At 51.9% G+C, this 22,041-nt stretch carries 19 protein-coding genes; 12 read left to right on the forward strand and 7 right to left on the reverse strand.

What is annotated here, in order from left to right; translation table 11 throughout:
• The first annotated feature begins 97 nt into the window (after positions 1 to 97).
• Positions 98 to 3,958: a hypothetical protein gene (locus FOC35_RS15760; protein WP_172569422.1), complete on the forward strand. Its 3,861-nt coding sequence runs from the start codon at positions 98 to 100 to the stop codon at positions 3,956 to 3,958.
• Positions 3,959 to 4,057: 99 nt separating this feature from the next.
• Entirely contained in the window at positions 4,058 to 5,494 is a 1,437-nt protein-coding gene (locus tag FOC35_RS15765; protein WP_172569423.1) for a putative adhesin, read from the forward strand.
• 211 nt (positions 5,495 to 5,705) lie between these two features.
• Here the strand turns inward: FOC35_RS15765 and yeiP are convergent, their stop codons facing one another.
• From yeiP to FOC35_RS15785, 4 genes are all read right to left on the reverse strand, one after another.
• Positions 5,706 to 6,278, reverse strand: a complete 573-nt coding sequence (yeiP, locus tag FOC35_RS15770; protein WP_008459912.1) for an elongation factor P-like protein YeiP — start codon at positions 6,276 to 6,278, stop codon at positions 5,706 to 5,708.
• Between the two features lie 148 nt (positions 6,279 to 6,426).
• Complete coding sequence (locus FOC35_RS15775; protein ID WP_016537371.1) at positions 6,427 to 6,687, reverse strand: DUF2534 family protein; 261 nt, start codon at positions 6,685 to 6,687, stop codon at positions 6,427 to 6,429.
• A 61-nt stretch (positions 6,688 to 6,748) separates the two neighbouring features.
• Entirely contained in the window at positions 6,749 to 8,803 is a 2,055-nt protein-coding gene (locus FOC35_RS15780) for a TonB-dependent copper receptor (RefSeq protein WP_172569424.1), read from the reverse strand.
• Between the two features lie 112 nt (positions 8,804 to 8,915).
• Positions 8,916 to 9,356, reverse strand: coding sequence for a DUF2946 domain-containing protein (locus FOC35_RS15785; RefSeq protein ID WP_039898482.1), 441 nt, complete (start codon positions 9,354 to 9,356; stop codon positions 8,916 to 8,918).
• A gap of 132 nt (positions 9,357 to 9,488) precedes the next feature.
• Here FOC35_RS15785 and FOC35_RS15790 point away from each other — a divergent pair, with 132 nt between their 5' ends.
• Positions 9,489 to 9,743, forward strand: coding sequence for a YkgJ family cysteine cluster protein (locus tag FOC35_RS15790; RefSeq protein ID WP_172569425.1), 255 nt, complete (start codon positions 9,489 to 9,491; stop codon positions 9,741 to 9,743).
• Here FOC35_RS15790 and setB read toward each other — a convergent pair.
• Positions 9,740 to 10,924, reverse strand: coding sequence for a sugar efflux transporter SetB (setB, locus tag FOC35_RS15795; RefSeq protein ID WP_172569426.1), 1,185 nt, complete (start codon positions 10,922 to 10,924; stop codon positions 9,740 to 9,742). The two genes, FOC35_RS15790 and setB, sit on opposite strands and share 4 nt — an antisense overlap.
• A 397-nt stretch (positions 10,925 to 11,321) precedes the next feature.
• Here setB and fruB point away from each other — a divergent pair, with 397 nt between their 5' ends.
• The 4 genes from fruB (at position 11,322) to nadS (ending at position 15,804) form a co-directional block, all read left to right on the forward strand.
• On the forward strand, positions 11,322 to 12,452 hold the full coding sequence (fruB, locus tag FOC35_RS15800; protein ID WP_172569427.1) for a fused PTS fructose transporter subunit IIA/HPr protein: 1,131 nt from the start codon (positions 11,322 to 11,324) through the stop codon (positions 12,450 to 12,452).
• A complete protein-coding gene (fruK, locus tag FOC35_RS15805) occupies positions 12,452 to 13,390 on the forward strand; it encodes a 1-phosphofructokinase (protein WP_016537353.1) in 939 nt (312 codons plus the stop codon). Before fruB ends, fruK begins: the two co-directional genes overlap by 1 nt.
• Positions 13,391 to 13,406: 16 nt before the next feature.
• Complete coding sequence (gene fruA / locus FOC35_RS15810; protein WP_172569428.1) at positions 13,407 to 15,104, forward strand: PTS fructose transporter subunit IIBC; 1,698 nt, start codon at positions 13,407 to 13,409, stop codon at positions 15,102 to 15,104.
• A gap of 415 nt (positions 15,105 to 15,519) precedes the next feature.
• Positions 15,520 to 15,804: a NadS family protein gene (gene nadS / locus FOC35_RS15815; protein ID WP_039898470.1), complete on the forward strand. Its 285-nt coding sequence runs from the start codon at positions 15,520 to 15,522 to the stop codon at positions 15,802 to 15,804.
• A gap of 77 nt (positions 15,805 to 15,881) precedes the next feature.
• Here nadS and nfo read toward each other — a convergent pair whose 3' ends face one another.
• Together nfo and FOC35_RS15825 are read right to left on the reverse strand one after the other, a co-directional pair.
• Positions 15,882 to 16,739 carry a deoxyribonuclease IV gene (nfo, locus tag FOC35_RS15820; protein ID WP_172569429.1) on the reverse strand — a complete coding sequence of 286 codons (858 nt, stop codon included), beginning with the start codon at positions 16,737 to 16,739 and terminating at the stop codon, positions 15,882 to 15,884.
• A gap of 76 nt (positions 16,740 to 16,815) precedes the next feature.
• Positions 16,816 to 17,865, reverse strand: coding sequence for a YeiH family protein (locus FOC35_RS15825; RefSeq protein ID WP_172569430.1), 1,050 nt, complete (start codon positions 17,863 to 17,865; stop codon positions 16,816 to 16,818).
• Between the two features lie 124 nt (positions 17,866 to 17,989).
• On the opposite strand from FOC35_RS15825, the gene yieE reads away from it, so the two are divergent.
• The 5 genes from yieE (at position 17,990) to FOC35_RS15850 (ending at position 21,876) form a co-directional block, all read left to right on the forward strand.
• Positions 17,990 to 18,856 carry a DNA-binding transcriptional regulator YeiE gene (gene yieE / locus FOC35_RS15830; protein WP_016537347.1) on the forward strand — a complete coding sequence of 289 codons (867 nt, stop codon included), beginning with the start codon at positions 17,990 to 17,992 and terminating at the stop codon, positions 18,854 to 18,856.
• A gap of 184 nt (positions 18,857 to 19,040) precedes the next feature.
• On the forward strand, positions 19,041 to 19,826 hold the full coding sequence (locus tag FOC35_RS15835) for a transporter substrate-binding domain-containing protein (RefSeq protein ID WP_172570381.1): 786 nt from the start codon (positions 19,041 to 19,043) through the stop codon (positions 19,824 to 19,826).
• A gap of 10 nt (positions 19,827 to 19,836) precedes the next feature.
• On the forward strand, positions 19,837 to 20,505 hold the full coding sequence (locus FOC35_RS15840; RefSeq protein ID WP_016537345.1) for an amino acid ABC transporter permease: 669 nt from the start codon (positions 19,837 to 19,839) through the stop codon (positions 20,503 to 20,505).
• A complete protein-coding gene (locus tag FOC35_RS15845) occupies positions 20,502 to 21,158 on the forward strand; it encodes an amino acid ABC transporter permease (protein ID WP_172569431.1) in 657 nt (218 codons plus the stop codon). The genes FOC35_RS15840 and FOC35_RS15845 overlap by 4 nt, the downstream gene beginning before the upstream one ends.
• A complete protein-coding gene (locus FOC35_RS15850; protein ID WP_016537343.1) occupies positions 21,139 to 21,876 on the forward strand; it encodes an amino acid ABC transporter ATP-binding protein in 738 nt (245 codons plus the stop codon). Before FOC35_RS15845 ends, FOC35_RS15850 begins: the two co-directional genes overlap by 20 nt.
• Positions 21,877 to 22,041: the final 165 nt, after the last annotated feature.

Raw genomic sequence — 22,041 nt, forward strand, 5'->3', positions numbered from 1 at the left:
AATTAAGCCTTGGTTAAGTAAGGTGCGTTTTTTTAAAGAATATTTTTCATGGTTGATCAATAAGGAGTTTTAAACGTAATACACAAAGGACACAAAAATGCCAAATGTGAACGCTGCTGAAAATCTCCCATATGTATTTAAAAGCATAAAAAGCCCCAAAATGTTAGACCCTGAAGGGCAGGATATTTGGTTCGACGCTATTGACTGGGTAGAAATGAATGAAACATGGTTTGATGCCAGCAACGAGTTGTGTAGCCAGCCCCTAATTGGTGACCAAAACTGTGACACTCTTGCGCCCTTCACGGAGGACTGCCGGCGTTGTATTCGACAGCTTGTCGTCATTCTAAGTGATTATAAACAGGGCGAAATACTCTCAGCTTGTCTTTCAAAACTACTGCCTGGATTGCCTGTAAGCATCGGCATGGCTGCTAACAGTTTATATACTGCGATTATGGAGAAAAAGTATATTGATATTGCCGTGTTGCACTCGCTTGGTTTGGCATCACGCTATTTACCTGATGATCTTAATGTCATTTCTCAAATAGCAGACTTTATCCGTACAACCGTTTCCAACTTGACGGACGATACTTTTCTGCACCAGTTTCTGGGTGAGGGTGAGCAATCGACTTCAGATCATTTCTATAGTGCTCTGGCGATAGCCGTAATTGCCGCGAGATATTGGGTGACGGATAGCAGTGTACCGCAGCGTAGAATGCTTAAAGTCCCTGCATTTATTGCCAATCTTTTTATTCGCGTCAGCCATTACTGGCATGCTCTTGGAAATATGGTACATCATCCCCAACCGGTGACCGAAAGCGATCATGCTGACCTGCCTGCTTTTGAGGTGGAAACCTACCTTGAAATATCCCGAGATCTTGCTCTATCCAGGAATGCTATTACGGTATTCTCGTCTAACTCGACGGCACGTCCGGAAGCTTATATTCGCGCAACGGTAAACAACAGGCCGCGAATCGTCGAGCAGGAAAATAACGCGCTCGCAGATAAAGCGCATGCGCTGGTGCTACAAAGGCTAAAACAAGAAAGTGGGCTCTCGGAATTATTGTACTGTAAAACCCATAAAACAGAGACGCAGAGAACAACAAACGACACAGAGATTACTCACACCTGGATCAATACGCGGTGTGATGCCGTCTGTAATCCGCAACAATTTTCGAAAGATAATCTTTTCCAGCAGGACAAAACGGAGATCCCGGAATCTCAGGTATCAGCAGCAGATAATCATGCCGGGGATACCTTACTTCCCTTGGTGATTACCGCGGCGGCTGTCCCTCTGGCAACTTCATACATGCAGTCCCTAAGGAGTAAAACAATGATTGCCGCAGGATCTCTTGTGGCAACGGGGGGGCTAGCTCTCGGCGGAAAACTATTGTGGGACAGCATTCAGCCTTACTCACCCGATAAGGCTGTAGAAGATAAGATGATTCAAAGAAAGATGCCAGCGATTGCTCCCAAAAGCCCGGGGACGGGTGATGTTCCTCCCCGACTTGAATCGTTATTAACAGATTTTATTAAAAAAAATGAGAAAAAATATCAGGCAAGCTTCGCAAATGGAGCTCATAGCATTGATGTGTTAATAATTATCAGTACTATTGAAGACATAATGGATTACATCTCGTCAGCCGGTGAGTTAGAATTAAATTCTTCGGAAGTTAAATACCTGAAGGCTATTGCTACTGGGTTGAAAAAGATGATTGAATCTTCCACATTTGCTAATGATTATGAATTTGAAATAGAAAGCATAAATCATAGACTTTCTCTTTTTAAATGGCCGTCCAATCAATCAAAAAAAGCTTCTGTAAATTCTCATTCCAGGGTTGAAGCTACTTACGATATTGATATAAATGATAATGAATTTACTCATCATCTTTATAGTCTCATTTCTAATGAAAACATCAAAAATAAGGTGCGAGAATTAATTTATCAATATGAAAGTAAGCATCTGTCTTATAATAACAAGGATATGATGGTGGCCATAATATTGCCATTAATAAATTTCATGGAGAATAGTAAACTAACGAAAGATGAGACTGGTTCAGGATTGTATATTCTTTCTTTTTTCCTTAATAAGGTAGCATCGTCACTAAGTGAAGAAACCAGCAAAGAGATATCCAGAAGAATGAAGTCTATTTTCGTCAATAACTTAGCTGATGAGAGGGCGGATGAAATAATTTCAACATCCTACAATCACTGTTTCATATTTTTGAACGGTATGCTGGAAATTACAGAGACAACAACTATAAGAGATAAAGTCATGGCGTTGATGGATGCCATTTTTAAAAAAAGAGATAAGACAGTGTTCTCTATGGATACTGACAAGGCGTTGGCCGTTGAGTTTCTTAGGCGTTTTGTTAAATTTATGCTAGCAAAGGCCAGCATTCTTAATATACAAGAAAAATATGAGGCAGAATATATATATTATTCTTTTTTGAAATTTATCAGTAGCCTGGATGAACATGAACCTTACTATAAAAAAATAAATAAAATACAGTCTATGTTTCAGATTTATAAACAAATACCAAGTAATGTATTGCGCTATGACAACCTTGGATCTCAAGTATTAAAAATAGATTTTATATATGAAATGTTTTTTAAAAAAATAGAGTTTTATATAAAGGGGTTAACGAATGATAATTTTAATATTTATGAAATATATGACCAGTGTATACACCCACTCAAAAGTGCTGAATCAGCAAAAGTAACGCCTGGGGTTTTACTCTCTAAATTTATTAATCAATTATATAATTGTCAAAAGGATTTTGTAGAACATCATTACTATAAAGAAATAAGAGAGATATTGAGAGATATTGTCGAAAAGTCTTTACATCTTGCCTCTGGTAATATCAATGTTTCAGATATGTCAATTCTTCTTGATAAATCTCTTCCTGCGATTATCGATGCCATGGCGCATAAAGCAACAAAAAGGATTGTGGATTTATACAACCCGATAATTAACCCGGCATTTTTTTTAAATCAGGAGGTTGTTAAAAAAATAAAATCATTCGAAATCGAACGCCAGCTAAATACAGGGTTGACGCCAGAAACGAAAATTAATGTATATTATAAAAAAGCTTGTTTTTCTCCTTTTGGTGTAATGTTTTCGCCAGCGGAAATTGTTGTCAAATCTAAATCGTATTCTTTGCAAGAAGTTGTTTGTGGTTATCATGAACTGGAATTGAACAAAGGAGATATAGTCAAAATCGAACATTCAGATATCATTGAGTATTTGAGGAAAGGGGACAGATTGCATGATATTATGTTGGATGAATTTGCTTCTCAGATGAATAATGAACTGAAAATTGAAGAGTTAAAGAAATACTTAAATGCTTCAGTAACTTATCGCTGTACGGCCTTGTTAAGTATACCTTCGATGCCTGATAATCTGAAACAAGCAATAAAAAATTTTCTTTTAGGAAAGCAAACGGCAACTACTCTATCATTCCATGGGCACCCCCTTAACGGTGCTATTGTTATTCATCAAGAGGATGCAGGTCGTATTCCTATAAGTTTTAGTTTATTGATTGATCTTGATAGCCCGAATTTTTTTGTTTTAGTTACTCTTAATGAACAATTTTCCCCAAGAGATAAATATAGCGTTTGGCCAGAGCGAAAATTTAGCTCACGTAACTGGCCTGAAAATAAAGATTTTAAACAATGGGTCTTACATAAAATACCTTCAAGATATCATCAGCATTATCTTAAAGATAAAGATGCATTTAATTACGACTATTATAAGCGGAACCCATCCATTTCTGATTCTGATCCTATCGGGCTTCCTCATTACTCCCTTCCATTCTTTTATAATAATGAATTCACTCTTACTGCCTCACCAGATGTCCTGGCGACTGATTTGAAAAGACGTTGGGAAATGGACATTGAGGACCTATATCTTACCGAGGATAAACTTAAAGATATTGAAAGGCTTGAGCTTATTCGCTAAATAACTCAGATTGGAAGTTGTGTTGTTCCTCTCTTATATGCTGTACCGGGCGCGGGTGCAGTTATCGCTACCGTGGCTATAGGTGCCGTTGAGGTTGGGATGGCTTCAGCCTATATTACAGCAGATATATTATTGGCGAAGGAATATCCTGATGATCAAATGGATAAAGCCTATATAGAAGATGCCATCATTACAGGTTTATTTATGGTATTTGGTGAGATGACAGCGGGGCAATCATCAAAATTATTTTCTGAGGTATTATTTGAGTCCAAAGCGAATGCGTTGCCTCTGGCAAATTCTATTAGCCAAAAATTTAAACCTCAGGTTAGGCGTATTCTTGCATTGAGCAAAAATGAAAAAGTAGCTGAAAGTACTGCCGTTTTAACAAAAGGTATAGCACATGATGCTACTACGGCCTCAAGGGTTGAGGCTGAAACTGCGCATGTTCTGTCACCAGAGTCCAGAGAAATGATTAAAAGAATGAAAAAACCACATAAAGAACACTTCACAGTAGAGGGGGTTTTTGATGAGGAAGCATATAATAAGGCCTTTGATGAATACAAAGTTGATCTTAAGAAAAGATATCTTTCGCAACAAACATCAAGTCTGTCTTCAGACGAATTCGAAAGAAGAAAAATACAAGCTAACACTAAACTATCTATTTTAAGACAAAACCACCCCGATATTTTAAAGGAACTCCATACTGAAGATTTAGGCGCGTTTAGTGTGACAACTATTAAAAACGATCCTGCAACGACACTGGTTCTCAGTTCTCATGGGTGGTTTACCAAAAATTCCCCTAATGCACTTATCCCCCGAGGTAAATATATCACTTTCCTGGGGCCTCATGGCCAAACGTTAAGAGAAATCGAGAGTCTTGACTTATTGACGCCGACAGAAACCTTATTTACACAAGAGTTCTCTATTTATTCAAGATTAGCAAATAAAGAGAGCCTTATTAGAGGCGAGCTTACTGAGGCTTTAGGTTCAGCAAAAAACCGCCTGGAAGCTAGCGGAACAGATAAGCTAGGTTTTGTGTGCAATTATAATTTAAAAAATTATGAAAAAACACCATTAGAAGAAGTTAAGGCAGCGGTAGTAGCCAACAGAGTCGCAGTTGTCACTCAGCAAGCTAAAAATATAATAAAGATGGATATGCTTATTCCCTCATCTCTTGCGGGGGGGATAACATTGAAGGATGTTATTAATGAAATGAAACCCGGAGGTCGACTTGCTCAATATCAGAATTTATATTATTACGCCTGTAGAGAAGAAAAGGTGCCATTCACACTTCAAAGCGTCAGTTCTGGACTTCATTCTCATGACATAAAGCTAAATATAATCTCATCTGATCCTTTAGCTCCAGCGCAACTCAACGAAGAATTCCCTGTATTCTTGGAAACAATCTATGATGGGTATTTCCTCTTCACCCTGGTAAATATTACTAAAGATGGAGACGGATTTATTGTCAATGAAAGCGTTGTCGAAATGCAGCCTTATAAATTTGAGGATGACGAGATGACGGAACAAGGTTGAAATGACTAAAACGTAATGCGAAAAAATGAAATGCCCCTCGGGGGGAATTCCAGCTTGTTAGGCAACAGACTGGCTGTTAGTGCTCAAGAACCCCTAGCGGTGTACATAAGAAACCGGAAATGTTTAACATTTCCGGTTTCTTGCAAAATTACTGAAGCGGGTACTCGATCCTTAGCAGATATGCATACTCGCGCAGGCACGGTTCTGCAAATCAGTCCGCGCGGCCCATAGAGCGTTTTTCAGCGATATGAATACGGATTTTTTCGCCTGCAACCATGTATTCAGGCACCTGAATGACCAGGCCGGTGGAGAGGGTAGCCGGTTTGGTACGGGAGCTGGCAGACGCGCCTTTGATACCAGGAGCGGTTTCGATAATTTCCAGATCTACCGTCTGCGGCAGCTCCAGGGCTAACAGCTGGCCATCCCAGGTCAGCACCTGCATATCAGGCATGCCGCCTTCAGGGATAAATTGCAGCTCTTCTTCAATCTGGTCTTTGGTGAAGATGTACGGGGTGTAATCTTCTTTATCCATAAACACATATTCGTTGCCGTCGATATAAGAGAAATCAACGAAACGGCGGGTCAGAGTGATGGTATCGACGATATCGTCACCCTTGAAGCGCTCTTCCACTTTCTGCCCGGTGCGAACATCGGAGAAACGCATTTTGTACAGCGTAGCCGCGCCGCGCGCGCTCGGAGCCTGGATGTCAATATCTTTAACAATCAGCAGTTTGCCGTTGTAATTGAGAACCATGCCTTTTTTGATTTCGTTAGCTCTTGCCATCGATGTGTCCTGTCGAAAATTGAGATGCAAAAATATTGCGTCAAAGTAACCGCGAGGCACGATTCAGGCAAGTGGATTTAATCAACAAAACCGCAAGAAAGCAGTTTATGGCGCTGCGCCAGCATATGCCGGCGCGGCGGGAGAGGCATTATCCCCTGCCATCCTTAGGCGCTAAGAAATAGAAGGCAAAAGGGGTTGAGCAAAGAATAGTGAACATGATGGTGTAAATAGCCACCCAGGCACCCTGCATAATAAACATGTCCAGCGTCCACTGTTCCATCGGCCAGTTGTACTGTTCTTCAACGCCTTCAAACGTCACTTTTGAAATAAGTGAAACGACAATAGTGAAGACAATGGCTACCGCGATAAGGAATTTTTTACCGTCGCGGGTACGAAGTTTTGCAAACATATCAGCCTCCAGGCCGGTTAGTAGTAAAGCGTAAACGCCCCTTGCTCAGGAGCGAGATTAATCAGAACGTGACGTTCACCTTGCCCCAGAAGGTTCTTCCAGGCTCGTTCACGGGCGTATTGGACGAATAGCCAAAGCTGCTATTGCCTGCCAGATTCAGGTGCTCGCTGTAGGTTTTGTTAAACAGGTTATCGACTCCCGCGCTAAGCTTAATAGCCTTGTTGAGGCGGTAAGCGGCATTGGCGGAGAAGATAGCGAACCCGGCGCTTTTATCAAAGTCTTTGCCCACCACGTTACCTTCATCAAGCGCGACTCTTTGCTGGCTACTGACCAGCCGCAGCAGGCCAGTGCTGCTCCAGTCTCCCTGTTCCCAGGTGAGGCCAAAGCGGGTCTCCAGCGGGGCGATTTGCGGCAGAGGCTGATGGTCGCTGGTGTTTTCACCTCTGGCATAGGCCAGGCTGGCATCGGTTTTCCAGCTTTCCGTCAGTCGGTAGCTAAAGCCCATCTCGCCGCCCATAATCGTGGCGTTGACGTTATCGGCCTGGCTTATGCGGGCGTTATTGGGAGAGTAGCGGAACAGGATAAAGTCATTCACTCGCCCAAGGTAAGCCGAGACCCAGCCGTTAAAGCGCTCACCGCCGTACTGCATGCCGATGTCGAGCTGGGTGTTTTTTTCCGTTTTCAGGTTATCGAATATATTTTTAGAGCCGTCCGAGCCATAAGTTGGCGAAAATAGCTCCCAGTAATCCGGGAAGCGCTCGGTATAACCTACTCCGGCGTACAGCATGACCGGCACGTCGGTCAGCGTTTGCTCAAAACGCATGAACCCGGCGGGCAGCGTGGCGCTGCGTTCTGCTGAGCCATTTCCGGTAGCGTTATCCACCCGCGTTCGGTCAAGCCTTGCGCCACCGATAACTTTGCTCTGCTCGCTGGCATGCCAGGTCAGTTCGCTGAATGCCCCGAAGTCGTGGAAGCGGGCATCCTGCCGCCAGCCTTCATCCTGCTTGTTGCGATGGGTACTTTGCTGGGCATCCATGCCGCTGCGCAGCTCGTAATCGGACCACAGCCAGGTGCCCATCATACGGCCGCCGACGGTACGGCGATCGAGCTGCATCGCCATCGGCATATTCATACTTATCGACCCACCCATATCCATGGGCTGATGCATTTCCATCGACGAGTGCATGCTGCCGCCAGACCCCGGCATGCTGCCCGGAGAACGCAGCGAATAGTTATCCATAATATGGTTGGCGTAGTTGTAATAGACGCTGGCTTCGAATTTATTAAACACTTCGCCGATATTGGATTCTTCAAAACGTATCCCCAGGCTTTCGCGTTTGAACTGCGAGCCGTCCATGCTGCGCCCCGCATAGCGGGCTTCACCGTTGCCTCTGCCCGCCGTCAGCTCGAGGAGCGTGTCTTTATCCGGCGTCCAGCCCAGCGCGACGTCGGCGTTCCATTTATCCCATTTAGAGGCGACCCGGTCACCGTTGCCGTCCTGATAGTCGCCGGAATGAGATTTGTTGCCGATAAGCCTCAGGTAACCGTCTTCGCTGCCGAGGCTTAAGTCCGCATTGCTGTCCCAGCGTTGATTAGACGCGGTAAGCAGGCTCGCCGTGCCCTGAATGCCAGCTTTCTCAAAGCGCGGCGGTTCGCGCTCGAAGCGTACCGTTCCCGCCGAGTTCCCCGGCCCCCAGAGTACGGTTTCCGGGCCTTTAATCAGCGTCAGCAGGTCAAAGCTTTCCGGAGAAATATAGGAACCTGGCGAGTCCATCCTCGCCGGACATGCGCCCGGCATCTCCGTGTTATTGGTGAGGATGCGCAGGCGTGAGCCGAACATCCCGCGGAACACCGGGTCGCCGTTGGTGCCGCCGTTGCGGATCTGTGAGAAACCGGGAATGGTTTTCAGGTAGTCGGAGCCGTCGCTTGCCGGAACCGGCTGGCGTGGCGTTTTTGGCGAAGTGATGACCTCCAGCGGCGATGAAGCGGGAGAGGCGACGATCATGACCTGATCGTCCTGCATTGTTGTATGTTCGTGCTGCTCCTGCGCAAGCGCAGCAGGGGAGGCGATGGCCAGCAGTACCAGAGGTACCAGCGGCTTCAGGTGAGTTTTCATAAATGCCTTACTGTTCTTCAGGCGTAACGCGGCGGCTCTTGATTAATAAGAGGCCGGGCGGCATCGCGCCTTAGCGCTGCCGTCTAACATTACGCAGTTAATTTTTAGAGTTTTAAAAGCGATGAAGAACGAAAGCAGGTGGCGCGCGGGCCGGATGGGCAGACCTCGGGCGAATTATCACCGCGCAGCACAGGGCGGTAACCGGCGCTTTGCGCACTGCTATCAGCAATAACAGCAGCAGTACGATAAGGCTGAACTGGATAAAAGGCAGATGGATAAGCAACTGGCAGTAACCGCAGGCAATCTCTTCGCCCGGTGACATGCCCGGGCCGGACATCAGCATGTTATGGGGCAGGCTTGCGTGAGGGCAGGGTTCAGGCATGTCCATATGATGGCTCATGTCAGACATGTCCATTGTCATCATCGTGCTGCCGTGTTCACACGCCGTATGGTGCATCAGCGATTTCGAGATAACCGGTGCAATAAACAGCATCGCAACGGCAAGCAGCGCCAGCCATGAGGCCGTTCGGTGAAAGAGTTTGCGCCCAGACAAAACGTTACCGATCCGTAGTCGTTGTGGCGCGAGTGTATCCTGGAAGGGGGAATGATGTTAAATAAATTGTTCGTTGACGCAGGCCCCGGGTCTGCTATTGTCACGCACCCTCTGACGCTGGTGGAAATATAAATGGACTGTCGTCCTGATTGCGGAGCCTGCTGTACCGCACCTTCAATATCCTCTCCGATCCCCGGCATGCCGGAGGGTAAGCCCGCCAACACGCCCTGCGTTCAGCTCGACGAGCGGCTGCGCTGCAAGCTGTTTGGCTCGCCTCTGCGGCCTAAAGTTTGCGGCGGCCTTCAGCCCGCGGCCGACATGTGCGGCAGCACGCGCGAGCAGGCTATTACCTGGCTGATTGACCTCGAGGCCGCCACCGCGCCTTAAATATCCTTGATGCGCGCCATGCAATAAACGCTAATCGCAATCATCCCCAGCGCGATGAAAAAGACGCTGTGATAGTTCCAGATTTCTGCCACTACGCCTGCCATAGAACCGGCAATTATCCAGCCAACGCGCGTAGTATTGGTGTACAACGTGGTTGCCGCACCGGCCTGGCCCGGCATCAAATCCTGGAAATAGATCATGCCGATCCCGGCGAGAATACCGATAAAGATAGCGTTCAGCAGCTGTAGCCCAAGCAGCATATATTGGTTATGCAGCGTCAGCATGCCGATGTAAAACAGCAGTCCCGCGCCGATAGCTACCCGCATCAGGAAGCGTTTTCCCAGCCGTTTTGCGTAGTACCCGGCAATCAGCATAGTCGGGATTTCCAGCCCGGCGGCTGTTCCCATCATCACGCCAGCCAGCTTCTCCGGCAGATGCAGTTCGTTAATAATATAGAGCGGCATATTGATGATATACAGGCTGTTACAGCCCCACATCATGGTGCATGCGGCGAACAGCAGCAGCGCATCGCGGCGGTTGCTGCGGGGCGCTTCCAGGGTGGCGGTTGTTTTTACCACCGGCTCTTTACGCATTGACGGAAGAAACAGCCAGACCATCGCGCTGCAAATCACAAAGGCAAAAGCGGCGCTCAGGTACATCACTTCAAACCCGAACCCCATCGCCAGCGCATAGGCAATTGGCGGCCCGATAACCCAGGCGAGAGAGACCTGAGCGCGCAGGATAGAGCTGAACATGACCGCCTCGCGCCCGGTGTGGTCGGCGTGCTCGCGGGCGAGAGCAAACATCTGCGGGTTGGCCGTGGAGCCAAAGCTGCTCAAAAATACGCCAACGAACAGCAGAACAAAGTAGTTACGGTTCCAGGCAAACAGCACGCAGCCCAGGGCGCCCAGCAGGCAACAGGCAAAAATGAGCTTTTTGCGGTCGCCTTTGCGGTCAGAACGCCCGGCGAGAAATTGGCTGACCAGAATGCCTATCACCGCGCTGCCGGTGAAGAAAAAACCTACCAGCGCGGGGCGGACATGAACTTCATCGGTCAAAAACAGGCTTAAGGTCGGCGTTTGCAGCGCACCGGCGATGCCGGTCAAAAATGCGACTATCAGAAACGCGGATGAAGTGAAATCAAGAGGCTTACGGGCGGCGGTAACGGGAGCGTTTTGCATGCTATCGGGCGGCAGGAAAAAGAATGCGCGGAGTGTACGCCCGTTACCCTTAAATAAACAGATTTACCCTCGCAGGATGTCGGACGGCCAGCACAAATAATTCATCAAACCTCATTAACACCCGTCCGGGTGATCGCTCGTTTGTAAAAGCTGAAGTTTGCTGATGCCGAACCATTACCGTCGGTTCAGGCGCTGAACTTTGTCGTCTGCTAAAATGAAAATGTGCTGAAGCTCTAAATTTAGAAAGCTGAAATGCGAGAAACGTTGCACAGAAAGCCGATTTAGCGCAACACTCCTTGAAACGTTTCAGCGTCGTCTTAGGCATCCCGCCACCCGGAGATGACGTATTTTTTCTCAGAAAAGCTGAATCGTTTCAATTCAGCGAGAGAGGAGATTTATGTTCCAGTTATCTGTGCAGGATATTCATCCCGGTAAATCCGCCGGGAGTAAAGAAGAGGCCATCCGCCTGGTTGCCGCTGCCCTGGTGCAGGCCGGTAATGTCGGTGAAGGCTATGTGAACGGTATGCTGGCCCGCGAGCAGCAAACCTCTACCTACCTTGGCAACGGGATTGCTATCCCGCACGGCACCACCGACACCCGCGACCTGGTGCTGAAGACCGGCGTTCAGGTGTTCCAGTTTCCTGACGGCGTAGAGTGGGGCGAAGGCCAGACGGCGTACGTCGCCATCGGTATTGCCGCCAGCTCCGACGAGCACCTCGGCCTGCTGCGCCAGCTGACCCATGTGCTGAGCGACGATGAAGTTGCTGAACAGCTGAAGTCGGCCACCGGCGCGGAAGAGTTACGCGCGCTGCTAATGGGCGAAAAACAGTCCACGGCCCTGCTGCTGGACAACAGCCTGCTGGCGCTGAACGTTGACGCCAGCGACCTGATAACGCTGCAGGCGCTAAACGCTGGTCGCCTCAAGCAGGCTGGCGCGGCAGATGCAGCCTTTGTCAGCAATGTCATTTCCGGAAAGCCGCTCTACCTCGGGCAGGGCATCTGGCTGAACGACAGCGCAGAAGGCAACCTTGCCAGCGCGGTCGCCGTTAGCCGCCCGGCGGCGACTTTCGAAGCTCAAGGCCAGCCGGTCTCGCTGCTGATGACCGTTGCCGTTGCCGACGAGCAGCCGCTTCAGGTGCTGAACCGCCTGAGCGATATGCTGATTGGCAACCGCGCCGACAAACTGTTAAGCGCCGATGCGCCAACCTTGCTGACGCTGCTGACCAGCGATGTGGCTCCGGCCGAAGAGGCGCTGAGCGCTGAATTCACCGTGCGTAATGAACATGGCCTGCACGCCCGCCCGGGTACGGCGCTGGTCAACACCATTAAACAATTTAATAGCGAAATAACCGTGACAAACCTTGATGGAACCGGCAAACCGGCAAATGGACGCAGCCTGATGAAAGTTGTTGCACTCGGCGTTAAGAAGGGCCACCGCCTGCGCTTCACCGCCCAGGGTGAAGATGCTGAACAGGCGCTGAAGGCGATTGGCGATGCCATCGCTGCCGGTCTCGGGGAGGGCGCGTAATGACCAGACGTGTAGCCACTATTACCCTGAACCCGGCCTACGATCTGGTGGGCTTTTGCCCGGAGATTGAGCGCGGCGAAGTTAACCTCGTTCGCACCACCGGCCTGCATGCCGCAGGTAAAGGGATTAACGTTGCCAAAGTCCTGAAAGATCTCGGTATCGACGTCACCGTTGGCGGTTTCCTCGGTAAAGATAACCAGGACGGTTTTCAGCAGCTGTTCAGCGAGCTGGGCATAGCTAACCGCTTCCAGGTGGTACAGGGCCGCACCCGTATTAACGTCAAGCTGACCGAAAAAGATGGCGAAGTGACCGACCTCAACTTCTCCGGGTTTGAAGTGACCGGCGCGGACTGGGAACGCTTTGTGGCGGACTCCCTGAGCTGGCTGGGCCAGTTCGATATGGTTTGTGTTAGCGGCAGCCTGCCGGCAGGCGTTTCCCCTGAGGCGTTCACCGACTGGATGACCCGCCTGCGCAGCCAGTGCCCGTGCATCATCTTCGACAGCAGCCGCGAGGCCTTAGTGGCCGGGCTGAAAGCTGCGCCGTGGCTGGTAAAACCAAACCGTCGCGAGCTGGAAATCTGGGCTGGCCGCAAGCTGCCAGAACTTAAAGATGTTATTGAAGCCGCTCACGCGCTGCGCGAGCAGGGCATTGCCCACGTTGTTATTTCGCTGGGTGCGGAAGGCGCGCTGTGGGTTAACGCCTCCGGGGAATGGATTGCCCGGCCGCCGTCTTGCGAAGTGGTTAGCACCGTGGGCGCGGGCGACTCAATGGTTGGTGGCCTGATTTACGGCCTGCTGATGCGCGAGTCCAGCGAACACACTCTACGTCTTGCCACCGCCGTTGCTGCCCTGGCCGTTAGCCAGAGCAATGTCGGCATTACCGATCGCACACAACTGGCCGCCATGATGGCTCGTGTCGACCTGAAACCTTTCCACTGACAGCAGGAGACAGGCAATGAAAACGCTGTTAATTATTGAGCCGGGGCTGGGCCAGGCGCGCGCATATCTCGCGAAGACGCTGCTCGGTGCCGCTGCGCAAAAAGCGCATCTCGACATTATCGACAACCCGAACGATGCCGAACTGGCTATCGTGGTGGGGAAGGCTGTTCCTGCTGACAACGCGCTGAACGGTAAAAAAGTTTTCCTCGGCGACATCGATCGTGCGGTTCAGCATCCTGAGCTGTTCCTGAGCGAAGCCAAAGGTAAAGCTACGCCGTATACCGCTCCGGCTGTTGCGGCTCCTGCCCAGGCGGTTTCCGCCAGCGGCCCGAAACGTATTGTAGCCGTTACGGCCTGCCCGACAGGCGTAGCGCATACTTTTATGGCTGCAGAAGCGATTGAAACCGAAGCCAAAAAACGCGGCTGGTGGGTGAAGGTTGAAACTCGCGGCTCGGTTGGCGCGGGTAACGCTATCACGCCAGAAGAAGTGGCTGCGGCAGATCTGGTTATCGTTGCGGCGGATATCGAAGTGGATCTGGCGAAGTTTGCCGGTAAGCCGATGTACCGCACCTCTACCGGCCTTGCGCTGAAGAAAACGTCTCAGGAACTGGATAAGGCGCTGGCTGAAGCCAAACCTTATGAAGCTGTGGGCAAGGCGAGCGCGGGCCAGGAGTCCGGCAAGAAAGAGAGCGCCGGGGCTTACCGTCACCTGTTGACCGGGGTTTCTTACATGCTGCCGATGGTGGTGGCGGGCGGCCTGTGTATCGCGCTCTCCTTTGCCTTTGGTATCCAGGCGTTTAAAGAGCCAGGCACCCTTGCCGCGGCGCTGATGCAAATCGGCGGCGGCTCTGCCTTCGCTCTGATGGTGCCGGTGCTTGCAGGCTACATCGCGTTTTCCATCGCAGATCGCCCTGGCCTGACGCCGGGTCTTATCGGCGGCATGCTGGCGGTGAGCACCGGTTCCGGCTTTATCGGCGGGATCATCGCCGGTTTCCTGGCGGGCTATATTGCGAAGTTGATTAGCTCAAAGCTGAAGCTGCCGCCAAGCATGGAAGCGTTGAAGCCAATTCTGATCATTCCGCTGTTCTCAAGCCTGGTTGTTGGCCTGGCGATGATCTACCTGATCGGCACCCCGGTTGCCAAAATCCTTGCTGGCCTGACGCACTGGCTGCAAACCATGGGCACCGCTAACGCGGTACTGCTGGGCGCTATTCTTGGCGGGATGATGTGTACCGACATGGGTGGCCCGGTGAACAAAGCGGCTTATGCCTTCGGCGTTGGGTTGTTAAGTACGCAAACCTACGCGCCGATGGCGGCGATTATGGCTGCGGGCATGGTGCCACCTCTGGCGCTGGGCCTGGCGACTCTGGTTGCGCGCCGTAAGTTTGATAAAGCGCAGCAGGAAGGGGGCAAAGCGGCTCTGGTTCTCGGCCTGTGCTTTATTACCGAAGGGGCGATCCCGTTTGCCGCCCGTGACCCGATGCGCGTTCTGCCTTGCTGTATCATCGGCGGCGCGCTGACCGGCGCACTCTCCATGGCGGTAGGCGCGAAGCTGATGGCGCCGCACGGCGGTCTGTTCGTGCTGCTTATTCCTGGCGCAATCACGCCGGTGCTGGGTTATCTGCTGGCGATTATCGCCGGTACGCTGGTGGCGGGCCTGTCTTACGCCTTCCTGAAACGCCCTGAAACCGAGCTGGCTGCTAAAGCCGCATAACCGCTCTGTTTCCCCGCTCTCTCTATGCGTTTGTTAAGGACGCGGAGAGAGCGGGGAATGCCCTCCACCTTCTGTTGTTTTCGCATTTTCTCGAGACTCCTCCCTCCAGAGTGAAAATACTCCCCGCATTTGCATTCATTTGTTTATTCCTTCCAATGCTTTGAACGTTTCAAACTTGTTTGTTCGAAGGTAAAAGCGAAAATTTCGATCGGAAAACAAATGTTGGTGTACTATGTCACCATGTCGGTGTACTTAGTACCCTCAAGGGAGCGTACACCGGTGACACATGGAATAGAGTTTATTGAAACTACGATGTTTACCCGGCAGATCAAGCTAATCGCTAAAGATAATTTGAGCGATGCCGAGAGATCCGAGCTAAAAAAGCTGACTAAGTTACTGAAGGATGAGGTGTGAAATGACTTTTTTTAATGACCTGAAAAGCGCTCTTGAAGAGGCTGTAGAGATTAAAAACGGGGTGAAGTCTCCGGCGAGGACAACCCGCTATACGGTAGCTGATGTGCGCGCCATAAGGGAGCAGCTGAACGTTTCTCAAAGTGAAATGGCGAAGGCGTTGGGGACCAGCGTTGATACAATAAAAAGTTGGGAGTCAAAAAGGCGAAACCCGACCGGGCTGGCGGCAAAAGTGCTGGCAACCATACAGGCCAATCCAGCCTTTTTCTACGAACTGGCCGCCCACTAACTTATTAAAAACGCTCTTTTGCGGCCTGATAAATAGCGTCAGGAGGCACGTTGGCACCTCCTGAGGAATGTTCTTCGTTACGCCGTTGCCTCTTCATGCTGCTGAGCCTTCAGCCATGCAATCTCTTCCGCCCAGATATCCGGGTTGGTCGTTTCCAGAATCAGCGGAATGCCGTCGAAGCGGGCATCTCGCATTATCCAGCTAAACGGCGTATGGCCGATGTTCCCCGCGCCCAGGCTATTGTGGCGGTCAACCCTGCTGCCGAACTCGCTCTTTGCATCGTTGAGGTGCATACCGCGCAGGTATTTAAAACCGACGATGCGCTCAAATTCGCTGAAGGTCTGCTCGCAGTCTGCCTCGGTACGCAGGTCGTAACCGGCGGCGAAGGCGTGACAGGTATCAATGCAGACGCCGACGCGGGACTTATCTTCCACGCCGTCAATAATGGCCGCCAGGTGTTCGAAGCGGAAGCCAAGGTTGCTGCCCTGGCCCGCGGTGTTTTCAATCACGGCGGTAACGCCCTCGGTCTGCGCGAGCGCGATGTTAATCGACTCGGCGATGCGCTTCAGGCACTCGTCTTCAGGAATTTGCTTCAGGTGGCTGCCGGGGTGGAAGTTGAGCAGCGTCAGCCCCAACTGCTGGCAGCGGGCCAGCTCGTCGATAAAAGCTTCGCGGGATTTTTCCAGCGCGTCTTCAACCGGGTGGCCCAGGTTAATCAGATAGCTGTCGTGGGGAAGGATTTGGCCCGGGCCATAATGGTATTTTTCGCAGGCGGCCTTAAAGCTATCGATAACTTCGCTGGTCAGCGGCGCGGCACGCCACTGGCGTTGATTCTTGGTGAACAGGGCAAAAGCGGTCGCTTCCAGTTCGTGGGCGCGGATGGCGGCATTTTCCAGACCGCCTGAGGCGCTAACGTGCGCTCCAATAAACTTCATCTTTCTTCTCCTGTCAAAACCCGCTATCGGGGAAAAAACAATGATAGCGGGTCAGGGGCATTTTTTCTGCTTCGAATTATGCCATCAGGTGGTGCACCGTGAGGTTAATCGCGCCGCCGCCGATAATCAGCCAGATAAACAGCACCAGCGCCATCAGCAGCGGGCGTGCCCCGGCTTTTTTCAGCGCGCTCATGTGGGTTGTTAACCCCAGCGCGGCCATCGCCATTGCCAGCAGGAAGGTGTCCAGCGTAATTAATGCATTAACCACCGCCTGCGGCAGAAGGTGGAAGGAGTTGAAAATCGCTACCACGATGAACAGCACCGCAAACCACGGAATGGTAATTTTGCTCTCTTGTGCAGCACCCGCCGGAGCCAGCGCTTTAACGCGTGCAGCAAGGAAAATAAGGAACGGAGCCAGCATCATCACGCGCAGCATTTTGGCAATCACCGCAGCATTTTCCGTTTCCGGGCTGATTGCGTGGCCGGCTGCGACGACTTGCGCCACTTCATGCATGGTGGAGCCGGTATAAATCCCGAAAGCTTCCGGCGTGAACCAGTGGCTAACCAGCGGATAAAGCATCGGATAAATAAAGATAGCCAGCGTACCGAAGATAACCACAGTGGCGACGGCTACCGTTACTTTGCTGGCTTCAGCTTTAACCACCGGTTCGGTAGCCAGAATCGCCGCCGCTCCGCAGATGCTGCTGCCTGCGCCAATCAGCCAGCTTGTGTGTTTGTCCAGCCCGAAGACTTTCTGGCCTAACCAGCAGGCGAGGGCGAAGGTGCTGCACAGCGTCAGCACGTCGATAGCCAGGCCGCTAACTCCGACGTCGGCAATTTGCGAAAACGTCAGCCGGAAGCCATAAAGAATAATGCCGAGGCGCAGAAGATGTTGTTTCGCGAACAGGACGCCGCCGTCGCAGTGCTGCCAGATTTTCGGATACAGCGTATTGCCGATAATCATGCCGCACAGAATGGCCAGCGTCAGCGCACCAAGGCCCAGTCCTGCAACCGAAGGAATATTGCCCAGCCACAAAGCCAGCCCGGTAATGGCGGCAGAAAGCGCAAGTCCCGGCAGGAAGTGGCGCAATGTATGACGATGAGCTTGTACGGGTAGTGCAGTCATAACCTTCTCCTTTGTGATGACGAAAAGGCTACGCCTTGCTGGCATAAAAATAAAATTGATTATATATTTATAATTAATCTTTATAAGTGGTAAGCAACCTGCTGCCACCACCAGGAAAGCCACTATGCATATCACCCTGCGGCAACTTGAAGTGTTTGCCGAAGTCCTTAAAAGCGGCTCCACTACCCAGGCTTCCCAGATGCTGTCGCTCTCGCAGTCGGCGGTTAGCGCGGCGCTTGCCGACCTTGAAGGGCAGCTTGGCGTTCAGATGTTCGACCGGGTTGGAAAAAGGCTGGTGGTCAACGAGCACGGCAGGCTGCTTTACCCCCGCGTTGTGGGGCTGCTGGAGCAGGCTGGTGAAATAGAACAGCTGTTTCGTGAAGACAACGGCGCAATCCGCGTTTACGCCAGCAGCACCATCGGCAACTATATCCTGCCGGAGATGATAGCCCGCTACCGCCGGGACTTCCCGAAGCTGCCGCTGGAGCTTAGCGTCGGCAACAGCCAGGACGTGATTAACGCGGTGGCGGACTTTCGCGTTGATATCGGCCTGATTGAAGGGCCGTGCCATATGTCCGAGCTGGTGGCGGAACCGTGGCTGGAGGATGAGCTGGTGGTGTTTGCCTCGCCGGGTAACTCGCTGGTGCACCAGCCGGTGACCCTGGAAAGCCTCGCTAAGCAGCCGTGGATCCTGCGTGAGCGCGGCTCCGGCACCCGTGAAATTGTTGACTACCTGCTGCTTTCGCACCTGCCGATGTTCCAGTTGGGCATGGAGCTGGGCAACTCCGAGGCTATCAAACATGCGGTGCGCCACGGGCTGGGCATTAGCTGCCTGTCGCGCCGGGTGATTGCCGAGCAGCTGGAAAGCGGCTCGCTGGTTGAAGTCCATGTTCCGCTCCCCCGCCTGGTGCGCACCCTGTACCGCATTCACCATCGCCAGAAGCATATTTCCAACGCGCTGCTGCGTTTCCTGCGCTATTGCGAAGCGTGATGCACCCAAACCTCGCAGTTGCACCCGTCTGGGGTGTAACCGTGAGGCATCGCTCTCCCCGTTAACCCTCATTTCACCGCGATGAAGCAGTAAAACTCGCTTCCCTGCCTCGTTGGCACATTAGTTGCAAATTTGAATTCAAAGAATCTTTTGTTTCAATCAGGCGACGAGGCTGCACATGACGATGAAAAAATGGTTGTTCTCTTTAGTTGGCGCGACGGTTCTTCTGGCTCAGGCCGGAGCGGTAATGGCCGATCAATTACAAGATATCGAAAAGCGCGGCGTGCTGCGCGTGGCGGTTCCGCAGGACTTCCCGCCGTTCGGCTCGGTGAATGCTGACCTGAAACCTCAGGGTTACGATATTGATATGGCGGCTTACCTGGCGAAAGGGCTGAAGGTGAAGCTCCAACTGGTGCCGGTCACCAGCGCCAACCGCGTGCCGTATCTGCAAACCGACAAAGTTGACCTGGTTATTTCAAGCCTCGGCAAGAACGCCGAGCGCGAAAAGGTTATCGACTTTAGCCGCGCCTACGCGCCGTTCTTCCTCGGCGTTTTCGGTCCTAAAGATGGCACCGCAGCTGATGCGAAAGCGCTGAGCGGTAAAACCGTCGGCGTAACCCGCGGTGCGGTGGAAGACATGGTGCTTAGCGACCTTGCGCCAAAAGATGCTGAGGTGAAGCGTTACGAAGACAACAACACGACTATATCTGCTTACCTCTCAGGCCAGGTGCAGTACATCGCAACCGGTAACCTGGTGGTTGCGGCCATTGCTCGCCAGAACCCGACTAAAGCGCCGGTCAGCAAATTTATGCTCAAAGATTCGCCTTGTTACATTGGCCTGAAGAAAAACGAGCCAGCGCTGAAAGCGAAGGTGGACGAGTTGATTGGCGAAGCGCTGAAGGATAACACCCTCAACACCCTGTCGCAGAAATGGATGCAGGCGCCGCTGCCTGCGAATCTCGGCGCCTGAGGAGCCGGGAATGACCACGCAACTTGATTTTGCCGGTCTGCTTCCCTATTGGTCGGAGCTGGTCTCCGGCCTGTGGGTGACGCTGGCGCTCACCACCATGGCGACGGTCGGCGGCGTTGCCATCGGCATCGTCGGGGCGGCTATCCGCAGCGGCAGGCCAGGGCTGCTTAGCCTGATTTGGGGCGGCTACGTTGAGCTTATCCGCAACACGCCGTTTGTGGTTCAGCTGTTCTTTATTGTCTTCGGGCTGCCGGGGCTGGGCCTGAAGCTGACCGCCGGAGAAGCGGCGCTAATAGCCATGCTGGTAAACCTGGGAGCCTACAGCACGGAAATTATCCGCGCCGGGATTCAGGTTACGCCAAAAGGGCAGTGGGAAGCGGCTCGTGTCCTCGGCCTGACCCGCAGCCAGACTTTTCTGCGGGTTGTCCTGCCGCCGTCCCTGAAGCGTATTTATCCGTCTCTGGTTAGCCAGTGCATTATCGTAATGCTTGGCTCGTCGGTGGTTTCTCAGGTTTCCTGCGAGGATCTGACGTTTGCAGCGAGCCTTATTCAGTCACGGACTTTCCTCAGCTTTGAGGTCTACCTGGTCACCACGCTGATGTATCTGGTGCTGTCGCTTATCATGCGCCAGCTCCTGCTGGCCGCCGGGCGTAAATGGTTAGGGAGTGATGCCGGATGATGACTTTTACCGACTGGGATATCTTGCGCAATTTACTGCTGGCCGCGCGCTGGACCGTGCTTTTGTCGCTGATTGCCTTTGTCTGCGGCACGCTGGTGACGCTGCCGCTATTGCTGCTGCGCATGGGCCGGTGGACGTGGCCGAAGCGCCTGATAAGCGGCTATGTTGCGCTGTTTCAGGGCACGCCTCTGCTGATGCAGCTGTTCCTGGCTTTCTTCGGCCTCGCGCTGTTTGGCATCGACATCAGCGCCTGGACCGCCGCCACGCTTGCCCTGACCCTGTTTACCAGCGCTTTTCTGCTGGATATCTGGTACGGCAGCATTCGCGCTCTGCCGAAAGGCCAGTGGGAAGCCTGCCGCTGCCTGGGTCTGAGCTTCGGGCAGACGCTGTTCCGGGTGATTGCCCCGCAGGCGCTGCGTATTGCCGTTGCGCCCACCGTTGGTTTTTCCGTGCAGGTGATTAAAGGCACCGCGCTGGCCTCAATTATCGGCTTTGTCGAGCTGACCAAGGCGGGCACGATGCTGAATAACGTCACTTTTGAGCCGTTCAAAGTTTTTGCCCTGGTGGCGCTCGGCTACTTCCTGCTTTGCTATCCGCTGTCGCGCTACAGCCGTTATCTGGAGAAAAAATTCCATGCCGCTCATCACCATTAATGACGTACAGAAATATTACGGCGACAACCACGTGCTGAAGGGCGTCAGCCTTGATATCGATATGGGTGAAGTGGTGTCGATTATCGGGCGCAGCGGCTCCGGCAAAAGCACGTTGCTGCGCTGCATGAACGGGCTGGAAGGTTACCAGGACGGCAGCATCAAGCTTGGCGGCATGACGATAACCGACCGTGAATCCCAGGCGCGTGAAATCAGCCGTTCGGTTGGCATGGTGTTCCAGAACTTTAACCTGTTCCCGCATATGACGGCGCTGGAAAATGTGATGCTGGCACCGCGCCGGGTGCTGAATAAAAGCGCCGCCGAGTGCCGCGAGCTGGCGCTGGAAATGCTGAACAAGGTCGGGCTGGGCGAGCGCGTGGACTATCATCCGTCCAGCTTGTCCGGCGGGCAGCAGCAGCGCGTTGCCATCGCCCGCGCCCTGGCGATGAAGCCTAAAGTGCTGCTCTGCGATGAGATTACCTCGGCGCTGGACCCGGAGCTGGTGGGCGAAGTGCTAAAAGTGCTGGAGCAGCTGGCGGGGGAGGGAATGACCCTGATCCTGGTCACCCATGAAATGAACTTTGCCAGAGAAGTTGGCGACCGCGTGGTGTTTATGCATCAGGGCAAAGTGTGGGAGCAAGGCGAAAGTAAGTCGTTCTTCGCCAACCCTCGTACACCGGAATTGCAACAGTTTATCTCGTCCGTGCGCGGACTCGGTTAAACCCCTCACCGCCGGTTCCTGGTTTCGGATCGGCGGTTTTTTTAATTCCCTCCGGTTCACCTGCCTGATTAGCGCCTTGCTAATAATCGCCGGGCAATCATGAAGCTCTCTTATAACCCGGGATTTCTGCTATATGAATAAAGACGTTTTGTTACAATCTCGCCT

Source organism: Cedecea sp. FDAARGOS_727 (assembly GCF_012273235.1).
In the GTDB taxonomy this organism is placed as follows: Bacteria; Pseudomonadota; Gammaproteobacteria; order Enterobacterales; family Enterobacteriaceae; genus Cedecea; species Cedecea davisae.